The sequence below is a fragment of the Alicyclobacillus kakegawensis NBRC 103104 genome, assembly GCF_001552655.1.
In the GTDB taxonomy this organism is placed as follows: Bacteria; Bacillota; Bacilli; order Alicyclobacillales; family Alicyclobacillaceae; genus Alicyclobacillus_G; species Alicyclobacillus_G kakegawensis.
Window position 1 is genome coordinate 1 of record NZ_BCRP01000032.1, and the last position, 23628, is coordinate 23628.

Here is a 23628-nt window from a genome sequence, read left to right on the forward strand (position 1 = left end):
AGTAATGAAGGAGGAGCAGGTGTGGCTCAAAGGATACCTTTGTCAACGTGGTCATGCCTTTTGGGTCCGGTCTACGGAACCTTTCCAGCCGGACATCTGTCCAGTCTGTAGGAGTGAACGGAACCTCGCTCGAACGTGGGAGGGGATTGTTCATCGTGGCCATTAAAGTTACATGTACAAAACATTACTTACTACGTCGGAAAACTCATTCCCCACCTGTTGGGGAACAGTCAAGAGCATCAGTTGGTACCCTCAAATAGGGAGTGCACTGAAATACACACCCTTTTTACTGCTTTAGAAAACTCACGGGGGGATCAATAAGGCATTTTGAAGTAACCGGGAGCTCTTTCTTATCTCCTTAATAGAAGATATGGGTAATTGAAGCCTGTTAAAATCTTTCTTCGTGTTCCTTTTTAGTTCTTATCAACTTATGAAACTTATAAAAGTCATATATCTCATCCGGAGAAACAACAAATTGACACAGAAGTTGATTACCATTAATCACATTGTATACATTAGGTTGACGGTCTTCTGGTATGACATGTAAATCAGATAATAAATAACGGTTCCCTTTCAACGTCAGAAAATCATTGTCATGTATCAATTCCTTGAATGAATATACCATTACGCCCCAACCTTTTCATCAGTCTTGAGAAGACTGTATCAGAATGAAATACTGAATGAATTCAACGATGGAAAATAAGTCGCGATGAAATCCATTTGTGAGTCTGTCCATTCCATGCATGGCGTTAGGTGGATGAACATGAAACGGCTCGGTTTCGGTTTGATATCGTCTATCTCCATGTTCCTCACTGCCCCACGCAAGCCTCTTGGTTCCATCTTGATTTTGCCACTCGTAATGATAGAAGAACTTCCCCGCAACTCGCCTTTCCGTACAGCGTAAGCGGCTCCCATCTATGAATGTAATCGTGCGACGCCGAGTAGATGAATCTTCCGGAAACGTACTTCCGTCCCCCTGTAGGATTGTCATAATTGGATTTCCAGAAAAGATTTCTTCGAGGAGACCGAAGTCAGTAAACTCTTCTGGAGGCGGCTGAAGTCGACCCCTAATTTTGTTCCATTTATTGTTCTTGCCCGCCATTATCCTCTTCCAAGACACTGAGCAAAAACCGCCATTCAGCGGCATCCCGTTGTTCATCCGGCGTCAAGGTCTCCTCATGACGGGCGCCGAGAGTTTGCTCGTATTTTCCGTGATAGTGCTTTTCAAAGCGCATCAATTGCTGACGAGCGTTTACCAAATCCTCTGCTGGCGTGACTTGGTTTTCCGAACGACGACGCCGTTCAGCGTTACGTACCACATCACCGACACGTAAAGTCCGACCATCTAGAGTTCTCCAAACCGCATCTTCCGGAATCACTACTCGTTTATTTCGCCCTGCTTGATAGGCATGGCTGATTCGGCGAGTCTGTATCCACTTACGAACTGCAGGGATGGAAACGCCAAAAGCACGTGCGACCTCCCCAGTCGTAAATACCCTACGTGGTATGATCACAGCACTTTCGACTACTTCTGTTACAACTTGATGTAACCGAGCGCGTAATTCCTCGGGCGAGAGAACCGGAGGAGCAACAACAGCAGGCGCGGAAGAAACAGCCAATTCTCCATATGCCCTACCCATCGTTTCCGAATAGAGTCTCTCAACCGGATCCATTACAACATTCCGTTGGACAAGATTGTGTAAAACAAGGTAGACAGCTCGGGCCCGTTCAGGATCACGCTTTAAAAGGTCCTCAACAAAATTGTTCAGTTCCGTGACCGCAAGATCCCTTTCCAGTTGTTCGATCATCCATTTCACCTCTTAGTCACCTCCATTCTAAGGGCCTGTCCCCCAAAGTGCAACCAACAGAAACTTTTACTGTAATACTTATGAAACCAAGATGAACCGATATGCAACTATCCGCAGTATCGGCCATCAGAATGGGCCCTATTCATTTGTTCCGAAGGGCACTTACCCGCTATAGGAGAGTTATCGTACTTGAACAAGCGATCACGACTTTTTTACTACGTCCAGAAATTCGGCGACGTTACGCTTTCAGCTCGTTCGTATCGCTTCGTTATACTTAACAGCGATTCGATTCGGTTAAGGGAAACAGAAGGCAGGTTTTGTCAGGTTCGCTCGTCCGGGATGTACGGTCACAACCCACCAGGGGGACGATGATTTGCCGCCTCCCCCCGCGCGCTGCCTTTTTTACTGCGTCCGGAAAATCAGTAGCGTTACGCCTCCCAACCGTTCGTTACGCTTGTTACGCCACAAGAGTGTCGGTTGAAACTACACCCTCTTCCCAACAGGTTGGGAAACTGCCAAGAATCTCCGAAGTTCAAATGTCGCGACGTCGCGATATTGCCAATGCTGTACATCCATCTTTTTTAGCCCGAATTGATTCGCTTGATGGGCGATTCATCAAAATCCAGGAATGCCCCTTTTTAGGGCGTCCAAAATGTCAGGATGGGTACTCATGTTCTGAGTAACCAACCATCAGAAGGTATTCCTAACTTGGAAGCCCCTTTTTAGGGGCTCGGAAACCTCGGAAGGGAACCCGCCAACCCGCCCCAACTTTGGGGAGCGTCACCCTTTTGAATTGAGCGCTTCAGAAACCGAACATCGATGTTCGATTTGGGGGTCGCAGACCTTAGCATTTCTTAGCATGTCATCTTTTCGAAGCGTGGTTTGATGTTAACATTTGTCAACATGCCACAAGCAGGATAATGTCGGTATTGCCGACGCCATTCGACCTGTAGTTTTCTGTAGCAACTCCCTCTGATGGTCAAGGGATACGGATTAGTGCATACGCATGGCGTTCTATCGGTCAATGTTATGTAAGCGCTTTATTTTGGCGTTTAAGGCGCATTTCATCTTATGTCCGATGATTACCATATGGGATGTCGACGCCCTGTAATGGCGTTTCGGCGGCTTGTAAGGAGACTGCGCAAAATTGCGTCCTCCCCCTGTAATCGGCATCAACCGCCGCAATTTTGAGGGTGTTTCAGCTGGCTGAGCGTGTCCCAAGGGAGTGAGCAGTACTCACACCCTTGCATGGGGTTTGTGTTCGCTGAGTCCATGTTTGGACTCACCAAGTGGGACATCAATGTCCCGTTTTGCAGATGAGCGGTATACTGTACCGGTCAAATGAAAGGGCGTCCACACTGTGGACACCCCTCTGCACCTGAACCAAATGGAAACTCGAGTTTCAGTTTGCCAAGGTATCCGCAACTTGGGGAACCCTCAGAAAATCAATTCCACCACAGCCACTATCCATATGCCTGCCAGAACCAGCGCAAAGATGGACTTCATCTACCCAGGCCAGTGGCTATGATGCCTACGCATGCACATCCCCCGTCTCTCCAAAATTGGCGAATCGAACATCGATGTTCGGTTTGCCACTCCACGGATACGTGGACTCCCCATCGGGCCGTCAGACTTAGACCACCGCTGTCAGCCTCTTCGACGGCCTTCCTGATACTAACATTTGCTAACAGGCGAGACCCTTGCTCTTGTGCTGTTGCATCGTTGGTAGGGACAGGTAAGCGCAATTTTGTGCCCACCTGAGGACTGCACGAAATCGTGCTCACCAAGATACCCCCCGCGGCCGCGCCTTTTTAGGGCGTCCAAAAAGTCCAATTCCCACACCTACGCATATGCTGAGAAACAACTGTGACCTGTAGTTTTCTTTTCTGTAGTAGGGGACTACGCACTTTTGCGTAGTCCCCTAACGATCCGCCAGTTCCAGCCTCACCGCCGGTAGACATCACTTCCTGCAACGTCAACATCACCCTCCGAGTTGTTGCGACACAACCGGCGTTCTACGCACCGATACACTGCCATGGCGACCGCCTGTTCCCGGCGCTTACGTTCCTCCTCGCTAATCTGAGGGGCCACAACGCGGATCTTTGTACCGCCGATCTGGAGCTCCATGTCCTTAGTCCGGTCGTGCACCGGTCTTTCCCCCTCTATCAAAGATATCCCCAACCTGCGAATACCACTGCAGACGCCACTACAGTGAAGCAGAACTGCTCATTCGAAGAGCAGGGCTTCGCCCCATAATATAAAGAGCACAACCTGGGTACACCCTATTTGTCCGATTTGAGCATGCGTTGAACCTGACTTAGGCTGGTGTTCATCGCCTTAGCGATTGCTCGATAACTCATTCCTTCGCTACGAAGCCTAATCGCCTCTCTACGGCGTTTTTCTGCCTCGGCAAGGTATTCTTCACGGGTCGCTTTTCCGGCCGCTCTACGGGCCTCTGAGCGCCTCTGGTTATTGCGTTCGTACTTCACTCGCCGGCCAATGATGGTCTCAAGATGTCGCTGCTCATCCTCTGTGATGTCCAACCACTCAATGAGCTTGGTATTGCTGATGTTGTACCCGGCGCCTGGATACCCCTTCTCTCGTGCAATCCTGTTAGCTTCTTCGTCGTTTTTGGCCTGCCACGCCTTTTCTGCGCTCCTGGTGGCGCGGATCACCTCTTGGTCTGATAGGGGTTCGGTGAACTGTTCGTTGAGCTCCAGCGTACCCCGTAGCGCCTCATCCGGGTCCGCCAAGAAGCAACATGACCAGTAACGGTACAAGAACAGTGTCACTTCTCGATAGCCGGTCATATGCCATTTCCGTAGCTCACAGAGCCGTACAAGGTCCATCAGACGGGCATAGTGTAACGAGTGCACACGGAACATCTTCCGGTGCATCCTGACGTCTGTATTGCCCCTCTCGCGCAGTTTGGCGGGGGATAGCGGGGGCAGGTATTCGCGCTCGATGTCGCGCAACTGATACCGATAGTCATGCCGGTACTGGACCAACACTGGCTCATTGCTCTTTGAATTGATGGTGCCCGCCACACGCAGGATCCGTGCCGCATCGGATGCTTTCGCGTCTCCACCGAACTCAGTCAACTGCCGCACGAGATAGTTCTCTACGGCCTGCCACAAGGGCAATGCCCGAGCGGGAACGGGCTCGATGAGCCATACCACACCTAGTCCACGCCCTGAGTGAATAATGAGATTCGGCTCCGGCACCTTGCGCCGGAAAAGCTCCGCTTCCATCGCGCCAATGACCCAATCTGGATCAAAGTTCAGGAGATAACAGTCCACGTCCACGTAGAGCGCACGCAGCTGCCGTATGTACTCGATTTTCCGAGAGGGCCGATAGAATGTGTTCTGCGAAAAATAGACGTCCGTACCGAGCCATTCAGACAGCACCTTGGGGAGCTCGTCCACTCGATAGTGGTATTGCTTGTACGAATCGCCCTCACGCCGCGCAATCGTAATCCACCCATCGGCCCCCGCGTGATGGCGCAATATGTGTTCTAGGGCCGATTGCTCTGACACCACTGACAATGCGCTGACTTCTGGCACTTGCACACCTCCCCCCCGCCCGAAAAACGACAAGTCCGGCTGCCATGGATGCCCGATGCATACCATGAGAGCCGGACCTGATTCGTCCAATTGCTGATTTCGCGATTGCTCATTGTGTTAAACTGCGATACAATGGTCGCGAAAACAACGCACACTCAGGGGCATCTGAGTGATGCGTTCTAAAGCGTCTCTCGATGGGGCTAGCATCGAGGGGGCACGCGCCTCGTACGTGGCGGCAACCGTGTACGAGGCTTTTAATTTGCCCATCCGTCCTATTCGGTTATCTTGAATCTATCATGGACTACAGTTGCAATCAACCAAAATATAGTTGTGTCCCTCCGAGGAAGAGGAAAGAGATTTTCCATACATCACATCACGAACAAGGTTGCTGCTCTCTTTGCTGAAGCTCCGTTCGCAAAATCTGGACAATATGCCCCCCTATTACGGTGTTGAAAAAGCCTGGCTCGGCTGGTTCGGATAGAGCTCTCACATAACTTTTCAAAATATCCGTATCTATGTGACAAGCAATCTCGGCAAACCACGAAGCCATATCAAATCGACCATTTACAATGTGTTCTCGTGGGTCTACGCTGTAGATTTCAGAGATTTTGACAGTTAGGCACAAAATCTTGGTGGTCATATCATCCATCCCAATCCCCCCTATTCCACTGATATTCATTCGCGCACACATGCCCGCGGGTTCCGTCATATGGCATCAATCATCCTGCACCTGGCGGCAAGAGCCTGTAGCTTCACGAACAATATGTGACGCCAGAAATGTTACAGCCCATCGGAGTGCGTCAACTTCGCCTTCCAGCACCGTTAAAGTATCGTCCTTCAGCATGTTGGTGCTTGTTTTGAAGTGGTGTCCTAACTCCTCAGCCAGCACAGCGATATGCATGACGTCGTCTTGTTCTACGGACTCATCAAGGATGATGAACGACCCTCTGCCGGTATCGAAAAAATTTAGCCCCATAATTGGCCGCTTTTCGTGCGTTAACCGCATATAGCAGAGATGAATTCTTTCCCGCTCAACCATCTCCAGCAGCGCATCAAGAACTTTGTTTGTGTGATTTGTGAGACTTGTTTTGCTCGTCAATTCGATCCTGTTTCCCTCCGTTTTGCTGACCACAATTTTCATGTCCAGATGACCGCAATCGGGGCAATGTATGTCGATCACTCATCATTCCTCCGTTGCTACCAAACGGCGCGTCCCATAAAATATGGACTGCCGCCTTATTTGGCGGTTATCGAATGGCAATGCGGGCACCACTTGCTTGGCGGCGGGGGGTGCCTGCTGCTTTTGTGACCAGTCCTGGAACCAATGACAGACTGAGTCGCAAACCGTGTGTCTGTTCGCCCGTCACATGCCAGTCGTACACCACCGGGCAACAACCCTTGTCCATTGCGGAGGCGAGCAACTGAACCACGTGCCGGGGCGGAAATCCCATCTGCACCGTCCCTTTCCCAATCACCGTTACGTCAACCGCAACAGCGTTCTCATCGAACTGATTCGGCGTGCGCCGCAGCGTGAATACCACGCGCCGAGCGTTGTACCGCATGAGCCGGTCAATCGCTTCCTGACGACGGCCGAACGTCACCCCCGCTACATGCGTCACCACCTCGCTCCGGACCATTTTCCACGCCCATCGCAGCGCCACACTCATGTTCCAACCCTTGGCCTTTCGCAAGCTGTGCGCCAGCAGCATGACCGTTTTGCGAATGTCATGGAGCTGAGCGGGTGAATATCTCATGCTCGTTCACTCCTCTCATCGACCTCTGACGACATTTTACGACGCAATATGCGTCGGTGTCAACTATATATTCGTCGTTTCGTTTTTGTTTGCGTCGTTTCAACGAATATGTTATGATTGCAACGAGTCATGAAAGGGGGGTGTATAGTGGCAAAGCATGAGATCGATTTAGGTACAACCGATATGAAGACAGCACTTCGCGTCATGATGGCGGAATCGGGTGTATCTGGCTTCGCGGAAGTTGCGCGTGCCCTGGACATGAAGGAGACCACGCTTCGTTCGGCTGTGACGCGAGGGGCGTTGCGAATCGAGGATTTCAAACGAATTGCGGCGGTTATGGGGTATACCGTCGTCGCTAAACCACGAGGTGAAGAGTAAGGAGGTTTGTATCCATGTTCAATCCTTTTGATGGTATGCCCGAACACGTTCGGTTCCTGGCGATCCCGGATGAAGCCGGTGAATTCACGGTACATGTAAAGATAAACGATTACGAGTTCAAGACCTTCCCTGGGACGCTTGATTTGCGGACGGCATTAGTTTGCCTGGAGGATGCCCGCCAAACGGCCGGATTGCCGCCGGAATCGGTCCTAGTGAAACTGCCCCAAACGTATCTGAACCGGCCGGATGTAGATGCGCGCAGATTGAAAAAGTGGGTGCAGAACATACAGTAGTCTGCTGTGACCTCGCCAAGCGGTACGTACTTATGATGTACTCCGAGACGTTGGGGGACTCAACAAAATGTTGAGCCCCCCAACCTCGACCCTTTTCGTTGGAGAACTCCAACTAGCAGTTTGCCGATGTTCTCAAGACTTTCCGCGATTTTTAAACCCCGATTTTCCGGCGGAAAGTCAGTGGGTATTAGATTCTCCACATCTTTTAAGCCCCTTAACGCTTATCGTTCCGACCGCCGCCCAGCTTGCTCAAATCTGAGCAACCCCCGCGGGGGCGGGTGCCTCTTTCACGTCGCGTGGAGGATGGATAAAAACATTCTGCCCTCCACGCTCTCATTGGCCGATAGTTGAAATGGGATGGGCTAACTTCACCCACAAGCCCTTGGCTGCCAAGGGCATTTCGGACATCGTTCTTGATCCTCGTTTCCTCCGAACATTGAGGACCGTCACGATTTCAACCAATGGCACACGACTCGTTGCCTTTTGTCATGTATGCGTGCACCCGCCTTACTCTATTGCCGCACTCACCAAAATCGCATCTCTCAAATCCATTAGAGAAAGCCCTTAGATATTGGATTTATGCCCATGTATTCCGGCATGCGCCAGGGCGAAAAATCGCTGATGCCACGATTTTCATATATAACCAACATTCTATCCTTCATTCCCCGTCGGGCGTCATCGCCATGAGCCCCCAGGAGCAGGGTGAGTGGTTCTCTCAGTGGGATGAAGGGAACCATGTGGTACGTGGAATCGTGGACGCTGACTGGGAGAACTGAAAGAACCGGACTTGTCCCGGGTTCTGGACAAGTGCCGGCAATTATTTTGAGCCCGAATAAGACAAGCCTGGTGGACGTTACGGTTCACCAGGCTTTTTCATTTCCCCTGCAGGAGCCGCGGGGGGATTTCACCCAACTTTTACCCTACTCTTGTACTATTCGGGCACAGCTTTCACAGATTGTCCTCCTACACACCAGGATTCAGATTGCCATTCTCATTGAGGAACATAAGCGCGTTCTCCACTTCCACGTCAGCTTCATCTCGGCCCCTTTTTTAGGGCCTGTGAAAACTCACCATACTTGGCCCTGTACTCGTACAGAGTCTTCTCTGCGATTCCCAGGTTGCGAGCGATGACGTTAACTGAGCTGCGCCATGAGTTCTCGCATGAATTCGTCACGCTCCAGTGCATTTTTAACATCATTAGGCTGAGTAGGACCACTAGGCTTCAAGTCTGCGCCGTACAGTCCCACAGCACGTAGGATATGCACGGCCGCCGATTGCCGCAGTTTGGCGTCCGCTCCTTGGTGCAGGTCCTCTTCCAGCACGTCCACCGCCTTGGCCACAAGTTGGCGCATCCGTTCTACTTGCGCACCCCATAACTCCTGTCGTCTGGCGTTCAACTCCGCCATGAACTCGGCGTTCCGATTGCGCCACTCCCACACTGTTTGTCGAGCCACGCTAACAGCTTCCGCCACTTCACGGTCACTCTTCCCCATCAACAGCAGGTCTATAGCATTCTCCTGTTCGACGCTTAATTGTCTGGTTTTTACTGCTTTTGTCATGGTTATCCCTCCCGAACCTTAAACTCATGCACCCAAAAACCACTCGCCTCACATTACACAAATAAGCGGGTGGACGAACATCACGCCCCCTTCTGATGCGGCAAGTTAGCGAAGGTCTTCTCGATGCGGATGGCGATCTCGTCAGCGATCTCGTCCGCATGGTCGCGCAGCGCCTTCACCACATCGTCCGGGTTGCCACCAGACGCAGTTACCGAAATCGTGACGCCTCCCACGGATACACTGACCGGTCCACGGCCACCCTGCGCCGGCACCGTCAGAGGCGTATCTTTGTGCAGCGGTGTAATCTTCTCCGGCCCACGCTCGCCCATGAGGTATTTGGTGTGAGTGCTCAGACCCACGCCCACGATGGGCTCCGTGATGACCCCGCCCTTCGCGTAGCCCTTATATGGGCCGCCCTTGAACAACGGTGTGTTATATACGCTGCCGTACCGGGCCTCAATGTATCGGATGGCTGCGGCCGCATTGGCGACCGGATTTAATATGCTGCCACCTATCGAGTACTCGGCGAAGGTAGACGGCAGCATCTGAAGAAGACCTGTGGCATGCTGGCCACCGACGGACTGGCGGTTGACCGCGCTGGGATTGCCGCCCGACTCAGCTCCGACGAGTTTCAGCAGGCCAGGCAACCAGGATGCAGGTGCGCCCGTCGCCTGCAGGGCAGCCAGCAGCCACCCGGTCACCTGCTTGCTGTTGGCCACCGCGCCGCCACCCAGCGAGATCTTGGGCAGGTTCTTGTTGATCCAACTCACGAAGCCATTGGTGGCCCACTTCATCAGTGCTGGTCCAAGGTCAGAGAGCACACCCGGAAGCTGTGGCGGATGCGCAAACTGGTTCAGGGCCGCCTGCGCCAATGCCTTCGGGCCTTTCATCAACAGGCTGAACACGTCTCCAACCTGGTCGAAGAAGTTTCCCACCCCATCCTTGAATCCAGGGATGAGCTTTCGAGTCTGCCGGTTCGGGAGGACGGAGCTATGAGGCGGTAGATACACCAGCTCGGGCCCTTCCTCACCGACCAGCGCCAGGCCACCGCGCCAGTCATGCACGCCTTTGGCGAACGCAGATACCTTATGGCCTCCGAGGTTGACGGTGGATGCACCGCTTCCACCGCTGCCGCCACTGCCACTACCCGACCCGCCAGCCAATAGCGATACCCCGCCGAGCAGCGGAATCGTCCCCAGACCGAACTTGCTCGCCACCCAGTTGATGGCCTTGATGATGGCGTTGACGAATCCGACGACGCCGTTGACTGCGCGTTGCAATGGCCCGGCCATATGGGACCAGATACCACCCGCGATGTCACCGACCTTGTCTCGGAACGATGTCATTTTGTCCACTGCGCGGTCGCGCATCTGCCCGAACCAGTCAGATACACGAGTGGACATCGGTCTCATGCGCTTTTCGATGTTGGACACGGTATCCGAAATGTATTGCCCAGCTTTCGATCTGAACGATTTTATCCGGTCCAAAGCCCCGCCCATGCCCTTGCCGATGGCCCCCCAGGGAACCTTGCTCAGCTCACGACCGATGTTGCGGCCGAGCAGACCTCCAACCATGTCGCCGAGATATCCGCCGACGAACGTTCCGACCGGCCCCAGGAACGAACCCAGCGCGCCGCCCGCGATGGAGCCGACCGTGCTGCCAATGCCGCCACCCACGCCACTCCACTTGGCCTCGCGGCTGGATGCTCGGACTGCACTTAACACATCCAAGCCACCGAACAGCAGATTGAGCCCTGGGATGCGACGACCGACGGCCTTACCCAAAACCTTCAACTTCCCCAGGAAACCGTCGGACTTTGCGACGGTATTCTCAATGGACTTGAACGATGGAGTCTCAAACCCAATCGGTCTCTTGGTCGGAAGCGGTTCATCGTCAGCTAAAATCCTGCTGCCGGTGCCACTACCAGGGCCACCCTTGCCTCCGAAAAAGCGACGAATCCACTTCACCCCCCCGTAGATTCCACGGGAGAGAGTGCGTACGTCCTTGACACCACCGGCAACGCCGCGCCCCAGTTTCCACCCTTTAGAGAGCAGCCACATATCTAGGAGCATTGACAAGACATCTCCGCCGGTTCTAGGAGCATTGACAAGACATCTCCGCCGGTGCTTTGCGTTTTACCGCCAAAAAACGACGGCTGGATGTTTCGGAACGCTTGGACGAGTCCATGCGCAATCTGGTCAGCGTTGAACGCCTTGGAGAACGCATGGAAAAAGGCCGATCCGGCCGTTTGCCCCGCGTCAATCCAGGGCTGTGAGTCAACGATGTGCGTGTTCGCCTTCTGCAGGGCGTTCAAGTATTGCCGCTGAAGCATGGGATCGAGGTGTCGCATTAGATCCGCATTGGGGACCTGGGCCGGCATCGTATCAACGACCATCGTATGGTGGATGGGCTTGCCACCTGCGATACCGAGAGCTCCCATAATCATCCCGTTGAGCATCGATCCAAAGAAGTTGCCGACCTCGGACGCCATATGAGCAACTTCCGACTGGCCTTTCCCATGCCACCATCTATCAAACGGCACGACAACGAGATCATCCCAAGCCAGTTTAAGCTTGTCCCACATCGTTGGAGCATTGGCCCAGGCTTGGCTGTGAGTAAGACGCTCTACGGCAGCAATAAGTTCTTTCACCTTGCCTGTCAGCCACTCAGCTCCTTCTTTCCCCCAGTGGCGTAGCGTGTTGCCCCACTGGTCCAGCAAATGTTTGTTTTTATCAATCCAATCGTTGAACTTAGACAGTCCAGGTAACAGCCCTTGTTGCAAACCTTGGCCCCAGGGCGTGGCGATGTACTGCTTAAATGCGTCGGTGTATTGGCTCAGAATACCGCCGACCGTGAGGGTCGCGTTTTTCTCTAATGACCCGCCAAAAATGCGTTCGAGTCCTTTTTCGAGCATTTGGATTGCGGGTCCGGCCTCGAGTTTCCCTTTTTGGGAGAGGTTTTGCACCTCGGCGACCGACTTGTGCATTTCTTGGGCGAGAATCCGCCACGCGGGGATATTGGCGCTGGTGAGCTGCGACATGTCCTGTGCATCAACCTTGCCGTGGTTGGCCATCTGCGATAGCGCAAGGATAACGCTATTCATGTTATTGACATTGCCGCCGGTCCCTGACACCGCATCACCAAAGGCACGCAACAGCGGGATCACCTGTTTGTAGCCATATCCGGCATTCATGAGCTGCTGAGCATCCCTGATGAGGTCATCAGTACTAAACGGCGTGATACGGCCAAAGTCCTGCAATTGAGACATAAACTGTTTAGCCTTCTGGGCGGAGTTGAGCATTGCTTGGAATCCCAGCGTCGCGGAAGTCAGATTGTCGGCCAACTTGATCGGCCAAGCGATGCCCGCATACCCTACCCCTGCGGCCGCAGCAGTGGCCATCATCGCCTGATAGGAGCTCATCAGATTCATCACGCCGCGAATGGGCGATGTGGCTAAATCAATCGCCTTAATGGTGACTTTAAACGGCGACCGGGCTAAGGATTCGCCTCTAGAAAAAATACGGTCGATGACTTTCGAAGCACTGTCTATCGCCCGAATCTTGAGAGTGAGCTGAGTCCGAAACAGGGCATCTTGCCGCTGCTTCCACCGAGCCACGTTCTGTTCGAACTTGGAGAGCCGGTTTTCCGCTTCATCCAGACCCATTTTGGTTTGATCCAGCGCCTCAACGGCGATTTCGATAACATATGTTTCCTCAGCCATTTACGACTTTCATCCCCAATTCCTTTAAGCGGGCCATAATGGCTCTGCCTTCAGCCTGCACAGCGTTAAACTCGTTGTTATAACGCTCACGTTTCTCGAGCCATCGGGCGACTTCCCTGCGATACTTGCGCCCGGTTCCTGAAGCCGAAGGTTCCGAGGCCTCCAATCTATCCAGCGCACGGCTGATTTGGCGGAGTTTTTCCTCAAGGACATTCAACCTCTGAAGTAGCTGTTCTCTTTCCAATACCACGCTATTTTCGGACTGGTTCATTGGACATCCGCCTCCATTTCAGTCCTCCAGATCGTCAATAAACGTCACAGTGTGGTTCGCATCCACCATCTGTCGGTCAGTCCACATCATGTACCGCTTGCCCAGCAGTTCGGCCGCTTTGATGCGGTCTTTGAGACTGGGTTGCTTGTCCGCCATCTCAAAACCGTCCTGAAACACGACCGGAACCTGCTCAGTGAGTTTTCCTCGTATCACGCACGTGAGCATCTCGAGGATCTCGTCTTGGGAGGCGATGCGCTCCTGGTCCTTCTGCTTCATGCGCTCGGAAATGTATTCCTGAATCCTCGGGTTGCTCAACAGCCGGCTGGCATTTGTGGCAGCTGCATCTCCCTCCGCCTTGTAGCCTGCTCGCCGGTACGCTTCCGTGGCATTCCCTGTCTCGATGTAATACTCACAGAACGCCTGCTGGCGGATGCTAAATCGGCTCATGCTCGATATCACCTCTTATTCCCATAACATCAATTGTCGGTATTACAAAACTGCATCTAACGGATAAAAAATAAGCCTCAGACTACAGTACCGCTGCGGCCTCCCGTTCCTCTTCCGGGCTGAGCAAGTTCAAGGCAATCGCCAATTTGATGAGTGAACGCTGGCATACCGCCTGACACCAGCGTTCGCTCATATAGAGCTCCATGGCGATTTGTGGAGTGCTCATGCTTTGAAAATACCGCCGTTCAATAACGTCTCTCTCTGTCTCGCTGAGAACCCGTATGGCTCCCCGTACACATTCCACATGCGCCCGGCGCCGCTGTTCGGTCTCTAAGTTTCTGCGAGCAGTCTCCTCCGTGGTCGAGTACTCCCAATTGGTCTGTTGCGGCTTGGCCAGCGTGTAGGACGGTGTAATCCGTGGCTCATACCCCGGATGAAAAACCATCCGTTCATAAAGGGCGCACATTTTCAGCGCTTCGATGACTGCCCGCCGTGTTTCCTTTGCCAAGCGCACGCACATCCCCCCACTCGGTTTCACATCCCCTTGTCCAGTAAGCCTAAAAACGTCTGTATCGGCATGATCACAAGCCATTCGCTGCGATCGGCCTTTACGGCCAGGGCATCCCTCCCTTCAAGCCATCCGTACAACTGCTTGAATCCGTCTCCGCGAACCTTTGCTTCCCATCGAAGCCCCAGAGCCATGACGTCGCCCGTGTACGAACCTCCTGCGGCGCCGGACAATGGCACCCGCTCACCGCCAAGAAGTTTGGCGAGTTGGCGTTCAGCCCTAGCGCCTTTGTCGCGCTGCGCTCTCCCCATTACCTCGCCACCCTTCGTGTGTTGAATCTGGTGTTCATGCCTAACTTCCGGTAGACCTCACGACGCTTCCAGAACTGCGCCTTCAGAATGGGGCTGCGCGAATCCCAGAAGTCCACGACCAAAGCGTCCGTCTTGCCGGTGTCCGGACGCATGACGCGCCCGACCTCCTGCTGAACAGCCCCCGCAGCCCGCTTGGGCGTCGTCAGGAACAACTGGTCAAGATGCTTGATGTCGAGGCCTTCCCGGGCCAACTGCGTCGCAAGCAGGATGTCCACTTCCCTCCGTTTCACCCGAGCCATCACCTCCGCGCGTTCTGCCTTCTTCATCGAACCGGTCAGAATCTCGATGGACATGTCCGGACACGCGTCCTGTAGCATGCGATACAAGGTCTCCAAGTGCTCCACACGGTCAGACAGCACCAGCGAATAATGCCCCCGAGCCCGCTCCGCGATGGCACGTACAATCAAGGCGTTTCGCTCTTGGTTGCGAATGAGATCACCGATCAACCGCACGTAATCCTCGTCATGCACGTTGTAATTCGTCTCGATGACCTCGAGGCGGGGAATGATTGTAGGAACCTCAGCCTGGTTGATTTCGTGAAGAACGGGGCCCGCCCCAGCAAAGACCATTTCCGTCAGGCCATCGGACCGCTCCGGTGTGGCGCTGGCCCACAGTCGATACATCGCCGGGAACTGCCCGACTGGGTAAAAGAAAGTGGACGCCGCAAGATGATGCGCTTCGTCCACCAGGATTGCCCCGAATTTGCCCCTCAGAGCGTCGATATCGAGTTTGTTAAGGGTTTGTACTAGACAGACCGTGAAACGCTCTCCTACGGCCTGCTGGCCGCCGTATAAGCGACCTATTTCGTCTCGGGTGATGTCTAACACCTCGGTTGCCCGCTCAATCACCTGTTCCGCCAGTTCCACCGTGTGCGTCACCCACAATGCCGGCTGCCGGATACGCGCCATCGCTGCCAGCATAATCATGGTCTTCCCGGCGCCGCACGGTGCAACCACGCCACCCTGGCGATATCTGACAAGGGCATCGACCGCGGGGGCCTGGTAGTCACGCAACTTGATGCGCGAGCCGAAGTCTACCGGCGGCAGCACCAAGCGATGATCCTTGGCGGACCACCGAATCTTGTACCGCATCAAACGCTCTTGCAGACGCCGGCCGTATCCCCGCGGCAAAATCATGCGCCCATCCTCGAATCGGTACAGTCTGATGTATTCCTCGAGGTCATAAGGCTTTCGTCCTTGCTTTAAGGCGGTGTCATACGCCGGGTTGCGTAACGTCAAATCTTGTGCAATCCCGTTTATCAGATCGTCCGGCAATTCGCGTGTCACCAGTTCGATTTGGTTCGAAATCACTATCTCAACCACTGATTTTTTGCCTCCTACTGGACAAGGTGGACGCTTGGTGGACACCCAGAAGTCCCAAAAACCGCGCCACGACTGGGTTTTTCGTTTCCTGTCCACCTGTCCACCCTGTCCACCGATTTTTCGATGTATATCTATCTCTCCTCGCGCGTGCGCGCGTATAGAACCAACATGTTTTTCAGTGGACAACTGGACACTTCATGAAAATCCTTGATATATCAAGCTTTTTTCCGTCCACTAAGCGTCCACTAGCCGTCCACTTTGTCCACTTACTCGATGGACTCCACTGCTTCGCGTTTCAATACGACGAACCATTGGCGTTGCCCGTTAATACGTTTGCGTTGCTGTACGCCTTTCTGGCCTGCCGGGACATCCAGCCAGCCACGTTCGCGCCATGCGTTGAAAATCTCGTTTGCGTTATAGCCCTGCTTGGTCAAGAAATATGCCAACTGGTGATGCACGAAATCGATGCATCTCCAGGTAGGGCCCCGTTCCCAACGCCCCAACCAACCACCATTTGGCTGTTTGGGCTCTCCGTAAGTCACTTCATCGTGTCTGCCATAAAACGACTGCTGATTGCTCATTGCCCATGACATCACATCCCGAAGCGCCTCCTCTTCGCCCAGTGGGTCGCTGGCCTCGCGTACAATGCCCTCCCACAGCCTTTCAAGAGGGTCGCTATAATCCCACGGGAGCGGATGGCCTTCAGCAGCAAAGGCTACATGGACCAGGGCAGCAGTCGTGTCGATAGCAGCCGCATATGCACCGAGACGGCCGGCTACCGCGTCGTTGGCTCGATCCGCATAGTGCGCGATGGAATCGCGATACTGATCGGCCCATTCCGACCACGAATCTCGATGTTTCATCAGCCAACGAACGAACAGTGGCATGCCGTGCCCATAGTGACGCATGAGGTCGATGTTCAAACGTTCCACCATGCGCCTGGTGCTGGCATCGTTCCCGCCGAACGGTAGCCCTCTGATTTCGAGCACGCGGCCGCGTGTGCCGCCGTCGTTGGTGAACGACGTCGCCGGTTGCTCTCCGCTTGAGATGAGGACTGTGCGCCATGTCCCGGTGCGTGAGATGCCTTTGACGTTTCCTCGCCCACGCCCACGGCCATTGGCGACCGTGTAAAGCATGTCCGCCACGACTTTTCCGTTTCGGGCCCGCTTGGTGTCGTCCAAAATGACTGGCAGGCCACTTACAACGGCACTGGCTCGTTCAATGAACACCCTGGTTGAATCCCAAGTTGCAAGGGCAGAATCCGCCGATTTCTCGTCCGGATTGCCGACCACGCTGGCCGCGATCCGCTGAAGCGTGGTCTTCCCTGTGCTTGTCCTACCGCAAAAATCAACTATAAAGTTTGAGCACTTGGTGATGTGCAGGAGCACAGGTGTGAAGGCCACATAGAACGCCAGTCGCGCCCTATCGTGCTCCATTGCGGGGGCGAGGGCATGAATCCACTCGTCAATGTCCCCCGCCGTGTGATAGCCCTCTGCAATCTGCTCATCACCTGCATCAACGCCTCGAAATGCAACTTCACATCCATCTTCCGAGGCCGGTATCCATGTGTGGCCAAATAAAAAACCCAGTGAACCGTCTTTCCCCTGCCATCCGAGGTGTCCGGACACACGGGACATCGGCAACTGAGTTAAATTGCAGGCCTCGAATTCATCCAGATACTGAACAATCCCGCGTGCATTCGTTGAGTTGACCGGGAATCCGTAAGCGGACAATCCCACAATCTTCTTGGAGTCCGCGCAGATGTCGCGGTCAACGATTTGGTACCGCCACTCGCCATGGCGCCGCCAGCAGAGTTCCCACGATTCCCTGTCCAGGTCAATGTCACGCAGAATGCGGGTAATGAGAATAGGGCTGTGGGCGATGATTCGCCGCGTGACCTCGCCCTCTTCATTGAGGCTGGTCTTGAACGTGTGCTCTGCGTCTAGAGAGTAGTGTGCTGGAACTTTCAAGTCAGGAACGGGGGCGTCGCTCACCAACTCTCCAACCGGCACCTCTTCACCTTGCTGTTTGATACGCCTCTGCCGTTCGGCCAGCTGCACGATTTTCTCCGGCATCTGCTGCTGACTCACGCTGTCCGCCCCCTAGTACGCCGCGCGCGCTTGGCCAGTTCTCGGTTGGCAATAGACTCAAACGTCTTGAGCAGTTCCGATTCATCCAGCGGGGGATTGCAGTACACTTGGTTGTATGCCCTGATGAGTGCCCATGCTAGTTGGATGTCGATATTGCGGCCCAGCAGGGTGCCGGCGATCCGGGCGAACGACTCATTCCGCTCTCCAGCGTAAATGCCGGCAGCGTAATGACTAAAATCAACAGACCGTTTCGCCCTCGATGGCGCGTCCAACAGCGTCCACAACCAATCGGGAGCCGGTGCCAATTCGAACTTCGCCGGCGAGCGAATCCACCTGTACGTACCTTCAACCCGACTCGGCGCCACCAAGACGTATCCACCGTCCCCCCGGATATCGATGCCCGGAAGCACGTTGGCCCGATTCGTAACCGCCGGATATCGGTCATCCCACCGGAAGAAGTAATGTACACCCCCGCTCTGCGTGGCGGCTTGCCACGTAGGCGGCAACGAACCGTACTGCTCCACCAGGTGCTTGAGCGTCTCATCACCGCCGTGGCGAGGGTCGATATCCAAAACAAAGAACCCATTGACCGGACCCGTCGGCATTGCGACATTGTGCGGCCGACCTCTGTGCAGGCTTTCATAGGTAGCCCAATCGCGCGTGGCATCCTTGAATCCGTTCGGCGTCATCGGGATCTTGTCCCGTGACTTAACGGGGAATATGGCGAGACCAAAACGCTCGATATACGCCCGTTCAAATGCTTCTTGCTGTGGTATAATTGGCCCAACTGGATTTGTTTCGGACCTCGTCCCCGCGGGTGGCGCGGGGGCTCCTTTTTTGTCCATGATGATGCCTCCTTCCCACCAACATCTCTGCGTGCTTCTACCGCAGTACGCTGCGCTGTCAGCTGGGCGCGTATCGTGCGCTTTCCGACTCTACGCCGCGGCACTATGCCGACGGAGGATTGTGAACATGTCAAAGGACATACAATCGAGCGATTAGTTCGCCACCGCTTGCTTGCGCCAGCCGCCGGGGTAGGCTTGTCCACCGGCGGCAATCCATTGGTTCAGTTGGCCTTCATGGACTCGAATCTGCCGACCAACGCGGACCACTGGGATGATCCCTTGACGGGCCAATTTGTAGGCGCACTCCTCAGGTACATCCAAAATCCGCGCTACTTCGGGGATTCTCAGCAGCTTCTCGGTCATACAAAGCACCTCCAACCTGATTGTTGCAGGTCGGAGACACGCAGAAAACAGAAATTGGAAAAATATTTTTGGGTTTCGGGGAAATTGAGCTTTCCGCGTTGCAATTTCGGGGTTTTATTGGGGGGAGCGTTTGGAGGGGCGCCCACCTTTTCCGGCCGGCCTTAAAGGCAGCAGCACGAGTTCCGCCGCCTCATGTATGCCTTGACCGATGGCTCGTGTGGTACGAGAAATACCGCTGTGTTTCAGGTACACTCTGATTTGCTGCTGTGACATGCCTCGAATTTGATAAAGGACCAACCACTCGAAGTGGGTAATCTCTTCTTTGTTCGGCACAGGTATAAAGCCATTCTTCTCAGCTTGCTCCGTAACTGCCTTTCGATAGAACGCCTTGTATGCTTCAAACTGCGCATTGAGTCTCTCCTCAAACACATCCCATGACTCTCGCGGATCCCAACCTGCCGGGGCCATTCCGGTTCCGTTGAAATCCTCCCGGTAGGTGAATTGAAACGGAAATTCAAAGGGTCCAGCCATATCGGTGCCGGCACGTTCGTCCAGTGATATACCGTTCACCAAAGACGTCACTGTTCGGGAAGAAAGAACGGCTTCGGCTGTCTCGCTCATGCCTCCAAAGACACCTGGCAGTAAAGCGATCGATAACAAGCCGTCCTTCAAAAAGCTGTCTGCGAGTGCCTTTAGTCCGATCTCAACATACAGTTTTCTGTCATCGAGGAGATTGTACTTGGCCGCCCAATCCTCAATCGCATCCTTGAGCATCTGGCAATCCGGGCAGCTGCTTTCGGCAAGAGCAGACCACACGCATGCTCCATCAGCCCGCCAGAACACTTTCAAGACATCCAGTGTGCAAAGTGAGCGAAGGGCACGTAAGTCTTTAAGAACGCTTGGCTGTAAGCGCTCGATGGCCAACAAGAACTCCTTGACTGCTTTAAAATGAGGCAGACTCGTGAACACAGAAGGTGCATAAGGCAAAGTCACCTGCCGATAGTACGCCACGTGATCACCCCCGTCATACCTCAGGTCCAGAATTCAAGACCTCTGGGTCCGCTTTCGTTCCACGTATTCACGAGCCATCTGTGCCCCGATTTCCAACATAGTCAAGTCCTCTTCTACCGCAATCATCTTCAGTTGCTTGAACACTTCTTCGGGGATGTGAAACGTAATCCGACGAAGGTTTGCATATTTGCTGTTTTGCTCTTTTGCATCAGCATCATTTTGCTGGTTTGCGACAGCATGATTCTGCAGTTCTGCGTTTGCAACATTTCGCTGTTCTGTAGTTTTGCTGTTTTGCTCTTTTGCACTAGCAACTTTCTGCACATCTGCTGATTTGTTGATTTGCTCGTCCTCAACGGCACGTTCCGGGATCCCTATAGGAAATACAGCCTGCTCCGTGGGCGAACGCATCGCAGTGTTGCGCCTCTGAATCTTGTCCTTCCAGGTGTCTCTACTGCGTGACTGTGACACGCGCCATCATCTCCTTGTAGAACGCCTCGTACTGTTCGATCCCATCCAGGAGTTCCTTGTTTTCAGGATCAAAGCCGTTGATTGCCAAGCGCCCGGTAGCCGCCTTCCGGCGGATGATCGTCTCAAACACCAGATCGGGGTATTCCTCGCCGATCAGGTCGTTGAAGGCTTTGGCATCCGCGCGCCGCACATCATTCAGGGTCCGGAGAATGCCGGCGACTTGAAGACGCGGGTTCAGTTTCTGGGCTAGGAGCACAGACTCGAGGAAGTTGGGTATGGCGGAGTAGCACCACTGGGATGATTCGAACATCACCACCACGTAGTCACTGGCCACCAAAGAGTTCATGGTGGCTTCCGACAGCGCCGGCGGGGTGTCGATGACAACCCAATCGTACCGGTCCTTGATGGGCCCGAGGATGTCGGACAAGACGTTGTAAATGTTAGGGTCGTGGAACCCAAACGTCTGATACAGATACCGCGGTAAGAGGCTGAGCAGGTTGTTGGCCGGCAAAATGTCGATGGAATCATTCACGCGGTAAATGAACCTCTCCGCATCCTTCTCCTGAATCGCCTCCAGCACGGTCCGTTCGTAGAATTCATTGGCCGCGATTCCTGTGATGAGCTCCGTCAGGTTCCCTTGGCAGTCCATGTCACAGGCCAGAACGCGCATACCGTCTCTCGCCAGCAAATACGTAAATATGCCAGCAGTGGTCGTTTTCGAGGCCCCGCCCTTTTGGATGCCAAAACTGACTGTAACAGCCACGTGAATACCCCTTCCGCGTTACATATCCTTGTATGCCTCGCCTCGCGGGAGAACGCGTAAAACAGCCAGAATCCGAACCTCTGTGTCAACGGTGAAGCGTACTCGCCAATCGCCCACACGAAGGCGATACTGGACGCCTGCGTTAGTCAATCTCTTCACGTCACCGCGTCCGGTCGCTGCGAATGTCTCTACAGACGCGATGATCCGGCTGGCCGTAGGCTTGTCCAATCTCCGCATGTCCTTGAGGGCCCGCCTGGTCCATTCCACCCTGTACGTCATAGTCCGAGTTCTCGCCTCAGCTCGTCTGTGGTCATTGTGCGGCCGGCCCGGATATCAGCCTCAGCCTCTTCAACTCCCTCGATCTCTTCCGCCGTCTCTGGCTCATCGTCCACCGGCGCTGCAGCTAGGGCTTTACGTACTGGATCAACATCCCGCAGAAACTCCAGGAACCTCTGTGCGGCATTCAGCTCACTGTCCGGAATTTCGTTCACCAAACGGTGTAAATCCTCACGACTCATTGAGATCTCCCCCCCGAAAACGACTTCATGTACTCGATGAAGCCCTGAACATCTTCCTGTGATATGCGATACCGGTTACCGAAGCGTGCGGCCTTCAGCTTCCCCATGCGAATGTACTCATACACGGTGGTGACCCGCAGTCGCAGCATGTCGGCCACCTCTTGCGGGGTGTAAAACTGAATATCCAAGCGGCTGTCACTCATGAGATCCCATCCCCTACAGCTGCACCTGAATCGCCATGGCCGGGTTGTTCCGCATGCGGTCAATCACGTGGGCATACCGGGCGGTCGTCTTTGGATCCGCATGCCCTAACATCTCCTGCACCCCGCGCAGATCCTGCGTGTACTTGTAAGCCAGGGTGGCCGCGGTATGGCGGAGCGCGTGGTCAGAAATCCCCGGGCGCTTGAGGTCCGCCTTCTTCAGGTAGAAGTCGATCACCTGGCGCACACCACGACGAGAGATACGCTGGCCGCCGGCACGATTTCCACAGGCCGTGAACATTGGAACACCATTCTCGTCAGGGTGGACCGTCTTGCGAATGTCCAGGTACCGGCACAGGATGTCCGCAACGTCGGGGCGCAGATAAATCACTCGGTCGTGGTTCTTCCCGCGAATCAACATCGAAACCGTTTCCCCGTTTATCTTCAGTTCGTCCACATTGGCGCGCTCGATTTCGACGGTGCGAAGGCCCTGCAACCCCATCATGGCGATAATCGCCTTGTCACGTAATCCCTTCTCAGACTGGCCTTTACCGACCGCCCGAAGCAAAAGCGTGTAATCAACTTCCGTCAGGTAATGAAAGTCATCCTGGGCCCGTTTGTCCCTCGGTGGCTTGACGCCGGACGCCGGATTGTCCGGACGCAACCCATTGTCCACCGCCGCCGCGTAGAATCTCCGAATGATGGTGAGCTTGTACGCAATGCTCGACGCCTTATACCCGTTCTGTACAAGGTGCAACCGATACGCCTTGACGTCTGCGGAGGTCGCTGTGCTGGGGTTGATGCCGTTCTCCTCGCACCAAGCAACCCATTGCGCCACTTGGGTCTTATACCCGCGTATCGTGTCCATCGAGGCGTCGCCGTTCGCCACGTCCAAGCGCAGGAAATCCGCGAATGCCTCCATCAGACTCGCCTGGGTGAGCTCCGTCTCCCGACCCTTGACCGTCAGCTCGTTCACGGTTACACCCCCGTTCTTCTTGCTCTGAGTGTATTTGAGTTATGTTTAGTTGTCAACAGTTTTCTAATACCGACAATTACACTTGTGGGAATTAGGGCGTTGGCGCGGGGGGCATTCAACAACTAATGTTTTTAACCTGTAATTTAAGAGATGCTGAGAGGATATCACCGCGGGGGAATACGTGATGTGTGCCCCCGCGATCGGTCCCTGCTTTTTACATGTAATAAACCTTACGTAATCCGGACGGATGGAATAGTATATATACAGGTAAATAACAGTCAAATAGGAGTTGAGCATCCATTGGCGCGGCCACCTAAACAAGATGCGGAAAAACGAACGCACCGGCTCACGGTGTACCTCACGGAGGAAGAGCGGGAGATGCTGGCTCTACTGGCCGAG

Annotated in this window: 27 protein-coding genes; 2 read left to right on the forward strand and 25 right to left on the reverse strand. The window is 54.1% G+C overall.

All coding sequences use genetic code 11. The features are described 5' to 3' along the window. Nucleotides 1-643 precede the first annotated feature (643 nt). The 7 genes from AK2_RS17885 to AK2_RS15095 all read right to left on the reverse strand — a co-directional run bounded on the left by AK2_RS17885 (nucleotide 644) and on the right by AK2_RS15095 (nucleotide 7125). A complete protein-coding gene (locus AK2_RS17885) occupies nucleotides 644-1159 on the reverse strand; it encodes a toxin-antitoxin system TumE family protein (RefSeq protein WP_369406157.1) in 516 nt (171 codons plus the stop codon). Next, on the reverse strand, nucleotides 1083-1808 hold the full coding sequence (locus AK2_RS16990; RefSeq protein WP_157076378.1) for a helix-turn-helix domain-containing protein: 726 nt from the start codon (nucleotides 1806-1808) through the stop codon (nucleotides 1083-1085). The genes AK2_RS17885 and AK2_RS16990 overlap by 77 nt, the downstream gene beginning before the upstream one ends. Before the next feature lie 1944 nt (nucleotides 1809-3752). Further along, nucleotides 3753-3956, reverse strand: coding sequence for a hypothetical protein (locus tag AK2_RS15075; protein WP_067936448.1), 204 nt, complete (start codon nucleotides 3954-3956; stop codon nucleotides 3753-3755). Between the two features lie 134 nt (nucleotides 3957-4090). Continuing rightward, the gene (locus AK2_RS15080) at nucleotides 4091-5371 is read right to left on the reverse strand and encodes a helix-turn-helix domain-containing protein (RefSeq protein WP_245632942.1); all 1281 of its coding nucleotides are present in this window, start codon (nucleotides 5369-5371) and stop codon (nucleotides 4091-4093) included. Nucleotides 5372-5744: 373 nt separating this feature from the next. Continuing rightward, complete coding sequence (locus AK2_RS15085; protein ID WP_157076379.1) at nucleotides 5745-6020, reverse strand: hypothetical protein; 276 nt, start codon at nucleotides 6018-6020, stop codon at nucleotides 5745-5747. A 66-nt stretch (nucleotides 6021-6086) separates the two neighbouring features. Next, nucleotides 6087-6551, reverse strand: a complete 465-nt coding sequence (locus tag AK2_RS15090) for a hypothetical protein (protein ID WP_067936454.1) — start codon at nucleotides 6549-6551, stop codon at nucleotides 6087-6089. Nucleotides 6552-6618: 67 nt separating this feature from the next. After that, entirely contained in the window at nucleotides 6619-7125 is a 507-nt protein-coding gene (locus AK2_RS15095; RefSeq protein WP_067936456.1) for a hypothetical protein, read from the reverse strand. Between the two features lie 147 nt (nucleotides 7126-7272). Between AK2_RS15095 and AK2_RS15100 the strand changes: the two genes are divergently transcribed. Beyond that, nucleotides 7273-7503, forward strand: a complete 231-nt coding sequence (locus AK2_RS15100; protein ID WP_067936459.1) for a hypothetical protein — start codon at nucleotides 7273-7275, stop codon at nucleotides 7501-7503. A 14-nt stretch (nucleotides 7504-7517) separates the two neighbouring features. Then, entirely contained in the window at nucleotides 7518-7796 is a 279-nt protein-coding gene (locus AK2_RS15105) for a hypothetical protein (RefSeq protein ID WP_067936463.1), read from the forward strand. A gap of 1133 nt (nucleotides 7797-8929) precedes the next feature. Here AK2_RS15105 and AK2_RS15110 read toward each other — a convergent pair. The 18 genes from AK2_RS15110 to AK2_RS15195 all read right to left on the reverse strand — a co-directional run bounded on the left by AK2_RS15110 (nucleotide 8930) and on the right by AK2_RS15195 (nucleotide 23229). Beyond that, nucleotides 8930-9355, reverse strand: coding sequence for a phBC6A51 family helix-turn-helix protein (locus AK2_RS15110; protein WP_067936467.1), 426 nt, complete (start codon nucleotides 9353-9355; stop codon nucleotides 8930-8932). A gap of 80 nt (nucleotides 9356-9435) precedes the next feature. Next, nucleotides 9436-11427, reverse strand: a complete 1992-nt coding sequence (locus AK2_RS15115) for a transglycosylase SLT domain-containing protein (RefSeq protein ID WP_067936471.1) — start codon at nucleotides 11425-11427, stop codon at nucleotides 9436-9438. Next, entirely contained in the window at nucleotides 11418-13076 is a 1659-nt protein-coding gene (locus AK2_RS15120) for a tape measure protein (protein WP_067936474.1), read from the reverse strand. Before AK2_RS15120 ends, AK2_RS15115 begins: the two co-directional genes overlap by 10 nt. After that, nucleotides 13069-13347 carry a hypothetical protein gene (locus AK2_RS15125; protein WP_067936477.1) on the reverse strand — a complete coding sequence of 93 codons (279 nt, stop codon included), beginning with the start codon at nucleotides 13345-13347 and terminating at the stop codon, nucleotides 13069-13071. Before AK2_RS15125 ends, AK2_RS15120 begins: the two co-directional genes overlap by 8 nt. 18 nt (nucleotides 13348-13365) lie before the next feature. Further along, nucleotides 13366-13794: a terminase small subunit gene (locus AK2_RS15130; protein ID WP_067936481.1), complete on the reverse strand. Its 429-nt coding sequence runs from the start codon at nucleotides 13792-13794 to the stop codon at nucleotides 13366-13368. Between the two features lie 82 nt (nucleotides 13795-13876). Next, nucleotides 13877-14302 carry an ArpU family phage packaging/lysis transcriptional regulator gene (locus tag AK2_RS15135; RefSeq protein WP_169794810.1) on the reverse strand — a complete coding sequence of 142 codons (426 nt, stop codon included), beginning with the start codon at nucleotides 14300-14302 and terminating at the stop codon, nucleotides 13877-13879. A gap of 26 nt (nucleotides 14303-14328) precedes the next feature. Then, nucleotides 14329-14613: a hypothetical protein gene (locus AK2_RS15140; RefSeq protein WP_067936490.1), complete on the reverse strand. Its 285-nt coding sequence runs from the start codon at nucleotides 14611-14613 to the stop codon at nucleotides 14329-14331. Beyond that, on the reverse strand, nucleotides 14613-15995 hold the full coding sequence (locus AK2_RS15145) for a DEAD/DEAH box helicase (protein WP_067936493.1): 1383 nt from the start codon (nucleotides 15993-15995) through the stop codon (nucleotides 14613-14615). Before AK2_RS15145 ends, AK2_RS15140 begins: the two co-directional genes overlap by 1 nt. A gap of 266 nt (nucleotides 15996-16261) precedes the next feature. Beyond that, complete coding sequence (locus AK2_RS15150; protein ID WP_067936496.1) at nucleotides 16262-18085, reverse strand: DUF927 domain-containing protein; 1824 nt, start codon at nucleotides 18083-18085, stop codon at nucleotides 16262-16264. After that, on the reverse strand, nucleotides 18082-18930 hold the full coding sequence (locus AK2_RS15155) for a bifunctional DNA primase/polymerase (RefSeq protein WP_067936499.1): 849 nt from the start codon (nucleotides 18928-18930) through the stop codon (nucleotides 18082-18084). The genes AK2_RS15150 and AK2_RS15155 overlap by 4 nt, the downstream gene beginning before the upstream one ends. A gap of 153 nt (nucleotides 18931-19083) precedes the next feature. Next, on the reverse strand, nucleotides 19084-19293 hold the full coding sequence (locus AK2_RS15160) for a helix-turn-helix domain-containing protein (protein ID WP_067936502.1): 210 nt from the start codon (nucleotides 19291-19293) through the stop codon (nucleotides 19084-19086). Nucleotides 19294-19407: 114 nt separating this feature from the next. Continuing rightward, a complete protein-coding gene (locus tag AK2_RS15165) occupies nucleotides 19408-20304 on the reverse strand; it encodes a hypothetical protein (RefSeq protein ID WP_067936507.1) in 897 nt (298 codons plus the stop codon). Nucleotides 20305-20337: 33 nt separating this feature from the next. Further along, nucleotides 20338-20772 carry a hypothetical protein gene (locus AK2_RS15170; RefSeq protein ID WP_067936510.1) on the reverse strand — a complete coding sequence of 145 codons (435 nt, stop codon included), beginning with the start codon at nucleotides 20770-20772 and terminating at the stop codon, nucleotides 20338-20340. Then, nucleotides 20753-21535 carry a ParA family protein gene (locus AK2_RS15175; RefSeq protein WP_067936514.1) on the reverse strand — a complete coding sequence of 261 codons (783 nt, stop codon included), beginning with the start codon at nucleotides 21533-21535 and terminating at the stop codon, nucleotides 20753-20755. The genes AK2_RS15170 and AK2_RS15175 overlap by 20 nt, the downstream gene beginning before the upstream one ends. 18 nt (nucleotides 21536-21553) lie before the next feature. Further along, nucleotides 21554-21814 (reverse strand): type II toxin-antitoxin system RelE family toxin, encoded by a 261-nt coding sequence (locus AK2_RS17890; RefSeq protein ID WP_067936518.1) that lies wholly within the window; start codon nucleotides 21812-21814, stop codon nucleotides 21554-21556. Continuing rightward, on the reverse strand, nucleotides 21811-22053 hold the full coding sequence (locus AK2_RS15185) for a hypothetical protein (RefSeq protein ID WP_067936523.1): 243 nt from the start codon (nucleotides 22051-22053) through the stop codon (nucleotides 21811-21813). Before AK2_RS15185 ends, AK2_RS17890 begins: the two co-directional genes overlap by 4 nt. Next, nucleotides 22050-22256 carry a helix-turn-helix domain-containing protein gene (locus AK2_RS15190; protein WP_067936526.1) on the reverse strand — a complete coding sequence of 69 codons (207 nt, stop codon included), beginning with the start codon at nucleotides 22254-22256 and terminating at the stop codon, nucleotides 22050-22052. The genes AK2_RS15185 and AK2_RS15190 overlap by 4 nt, the downstream gene beginning before the upstream one ends. Before the next feature lie 13 nt (nucleotides 22257-22269). Next, nucleotides 22270-23229: a tyrosine-type recombinase/integrase gene (locus AK2_RS15195; RefSeq protein ID WP_067936530.1), complete on the reverse strand. Its 960-nt coding sequence runs from the start codon at nucleotides 23227-23229 to the stop codon at nucleotides 22270-22272. Between the last annotated feature and the right edge of the window lie 399 nt (nucleotides 23230-23628).

Excerpts from the sequence above, each read along its gene's own strand:
- AK2_RS15085 (WP_157076379.1), bottom strand. The coding sequence starts at position 6,020 with ATGGATGATATGACCACCAAGATTTTGTGCCTAACTGTCAAAATCTCT.
- AK2_RS17885 (WP_369406157.1), bottom strand. The coding sequence starts at position 1,159 with ATGAACAACGGGATGCCGCTGAATGGCGGTTTTTGCTCAGTGTCTTGG.
- AK2_RS15160 (WP_067936502.1), bottom strand. The coding sequence starts at position 19,293 with ATGACCGAGAAGCTGCTGAGAATCCCCGAAGTAGCGCGGATTTTGGAT.
- AK2_RS15115 (WP_067936471.1), bottom strand. The coding sequence starts at position 11,427 with ATGCTCCTAGATATGTGGCTGCTCTCTAAAGGGTGGAAACTGGGGCGC.
- AK2_RS15140 (WP_067936490.1), bottom strand. The coding sequence starts at position 14,613 with ATGGGGAGAGCGCAGCGCGACAAAGGCGCTAGGGCTGAACGCCAACTC.
- AK2_RS15125 (WP_067936477.1), bottom strand. The coding sequence starts at position 13,347 with ATGAACCAGTCCGAAAATAGCGTGGTATTGGAAAGAGAACAGCTACTT.
- AK2_RS15155 (WP_067936499.1), bottom strand. The coding sequence starts at position 18,930 with ATGGACAAAAAAGGAGCCCCCGCGCCACCCGCGGGGACGAGGTCCGAA.
- AK2_RS15120 (WP_067936474.1), bottom strand. The coding sequence starts at position 13,076 with ATGGCTGAGGAAACATATGTTATCGAAATCGCCGTTGAGGCGCTGGAT.
- AK2_RS15130 (WP_067936481.1), bottom strand. The coding sequence starts at position 13,794 with ATGAGCCGATTTAGCATCCGCCAGCAGGCGTTCTGTGAGTATTACATC.
- AK2_RS15110 (WP_067936467.1), bottom strand. The coding sequence starts at position 9,355 with ATGACAAAAGCAGTAAAAACCAGACAATTAAGCGTCGAACAGGAGAAT.
- AK2_RS15105 (WP_067936463.1), top strand. The coding sequence starts at position 7,518 with ATGTTCAATCCTTTTGATGGTATGCCCGAACACGTTCGGTTCCTGGCG.
- AK2_RS16990 (WP_157076378.1), bottom strand. The coding sequence starts at position 1,808 with ATGATCGAACAACTGGAAAGGGATCTTGCGGTCACGGAACTGAACAAT.
- AK2_RS15095 (WP_067936456.1), bottom strand. The coding sequence starts at position 7,125 with ATGAGATATTCACCCGCTCAGCTCCATGACATTCGCAAAACGGTCATG.
- AK2_RS17890 (WP_067936518.1), bottom strand. The coding sequence starts at position 21,814 with ATGACGTACAGGGTGGAATGGACCAGGCGGGCCCTCAAGGACATGCGG.
- AK2_RS15185 (WP_067936523.1), bottom strand. The coding sequence starts at position 22,053 with ATGAGTCGTGAGGATTTACACCGTTTGGTGAACGAAATTCCGGACAGT.
- AK2_RS15190 (WP_067936526.1), bottom strand. The coding sequence starts at position 22,256 with ATGAGTGACAGCCGCTTGGATATTCAGTTTTACACCCCGCAAGAGGTG.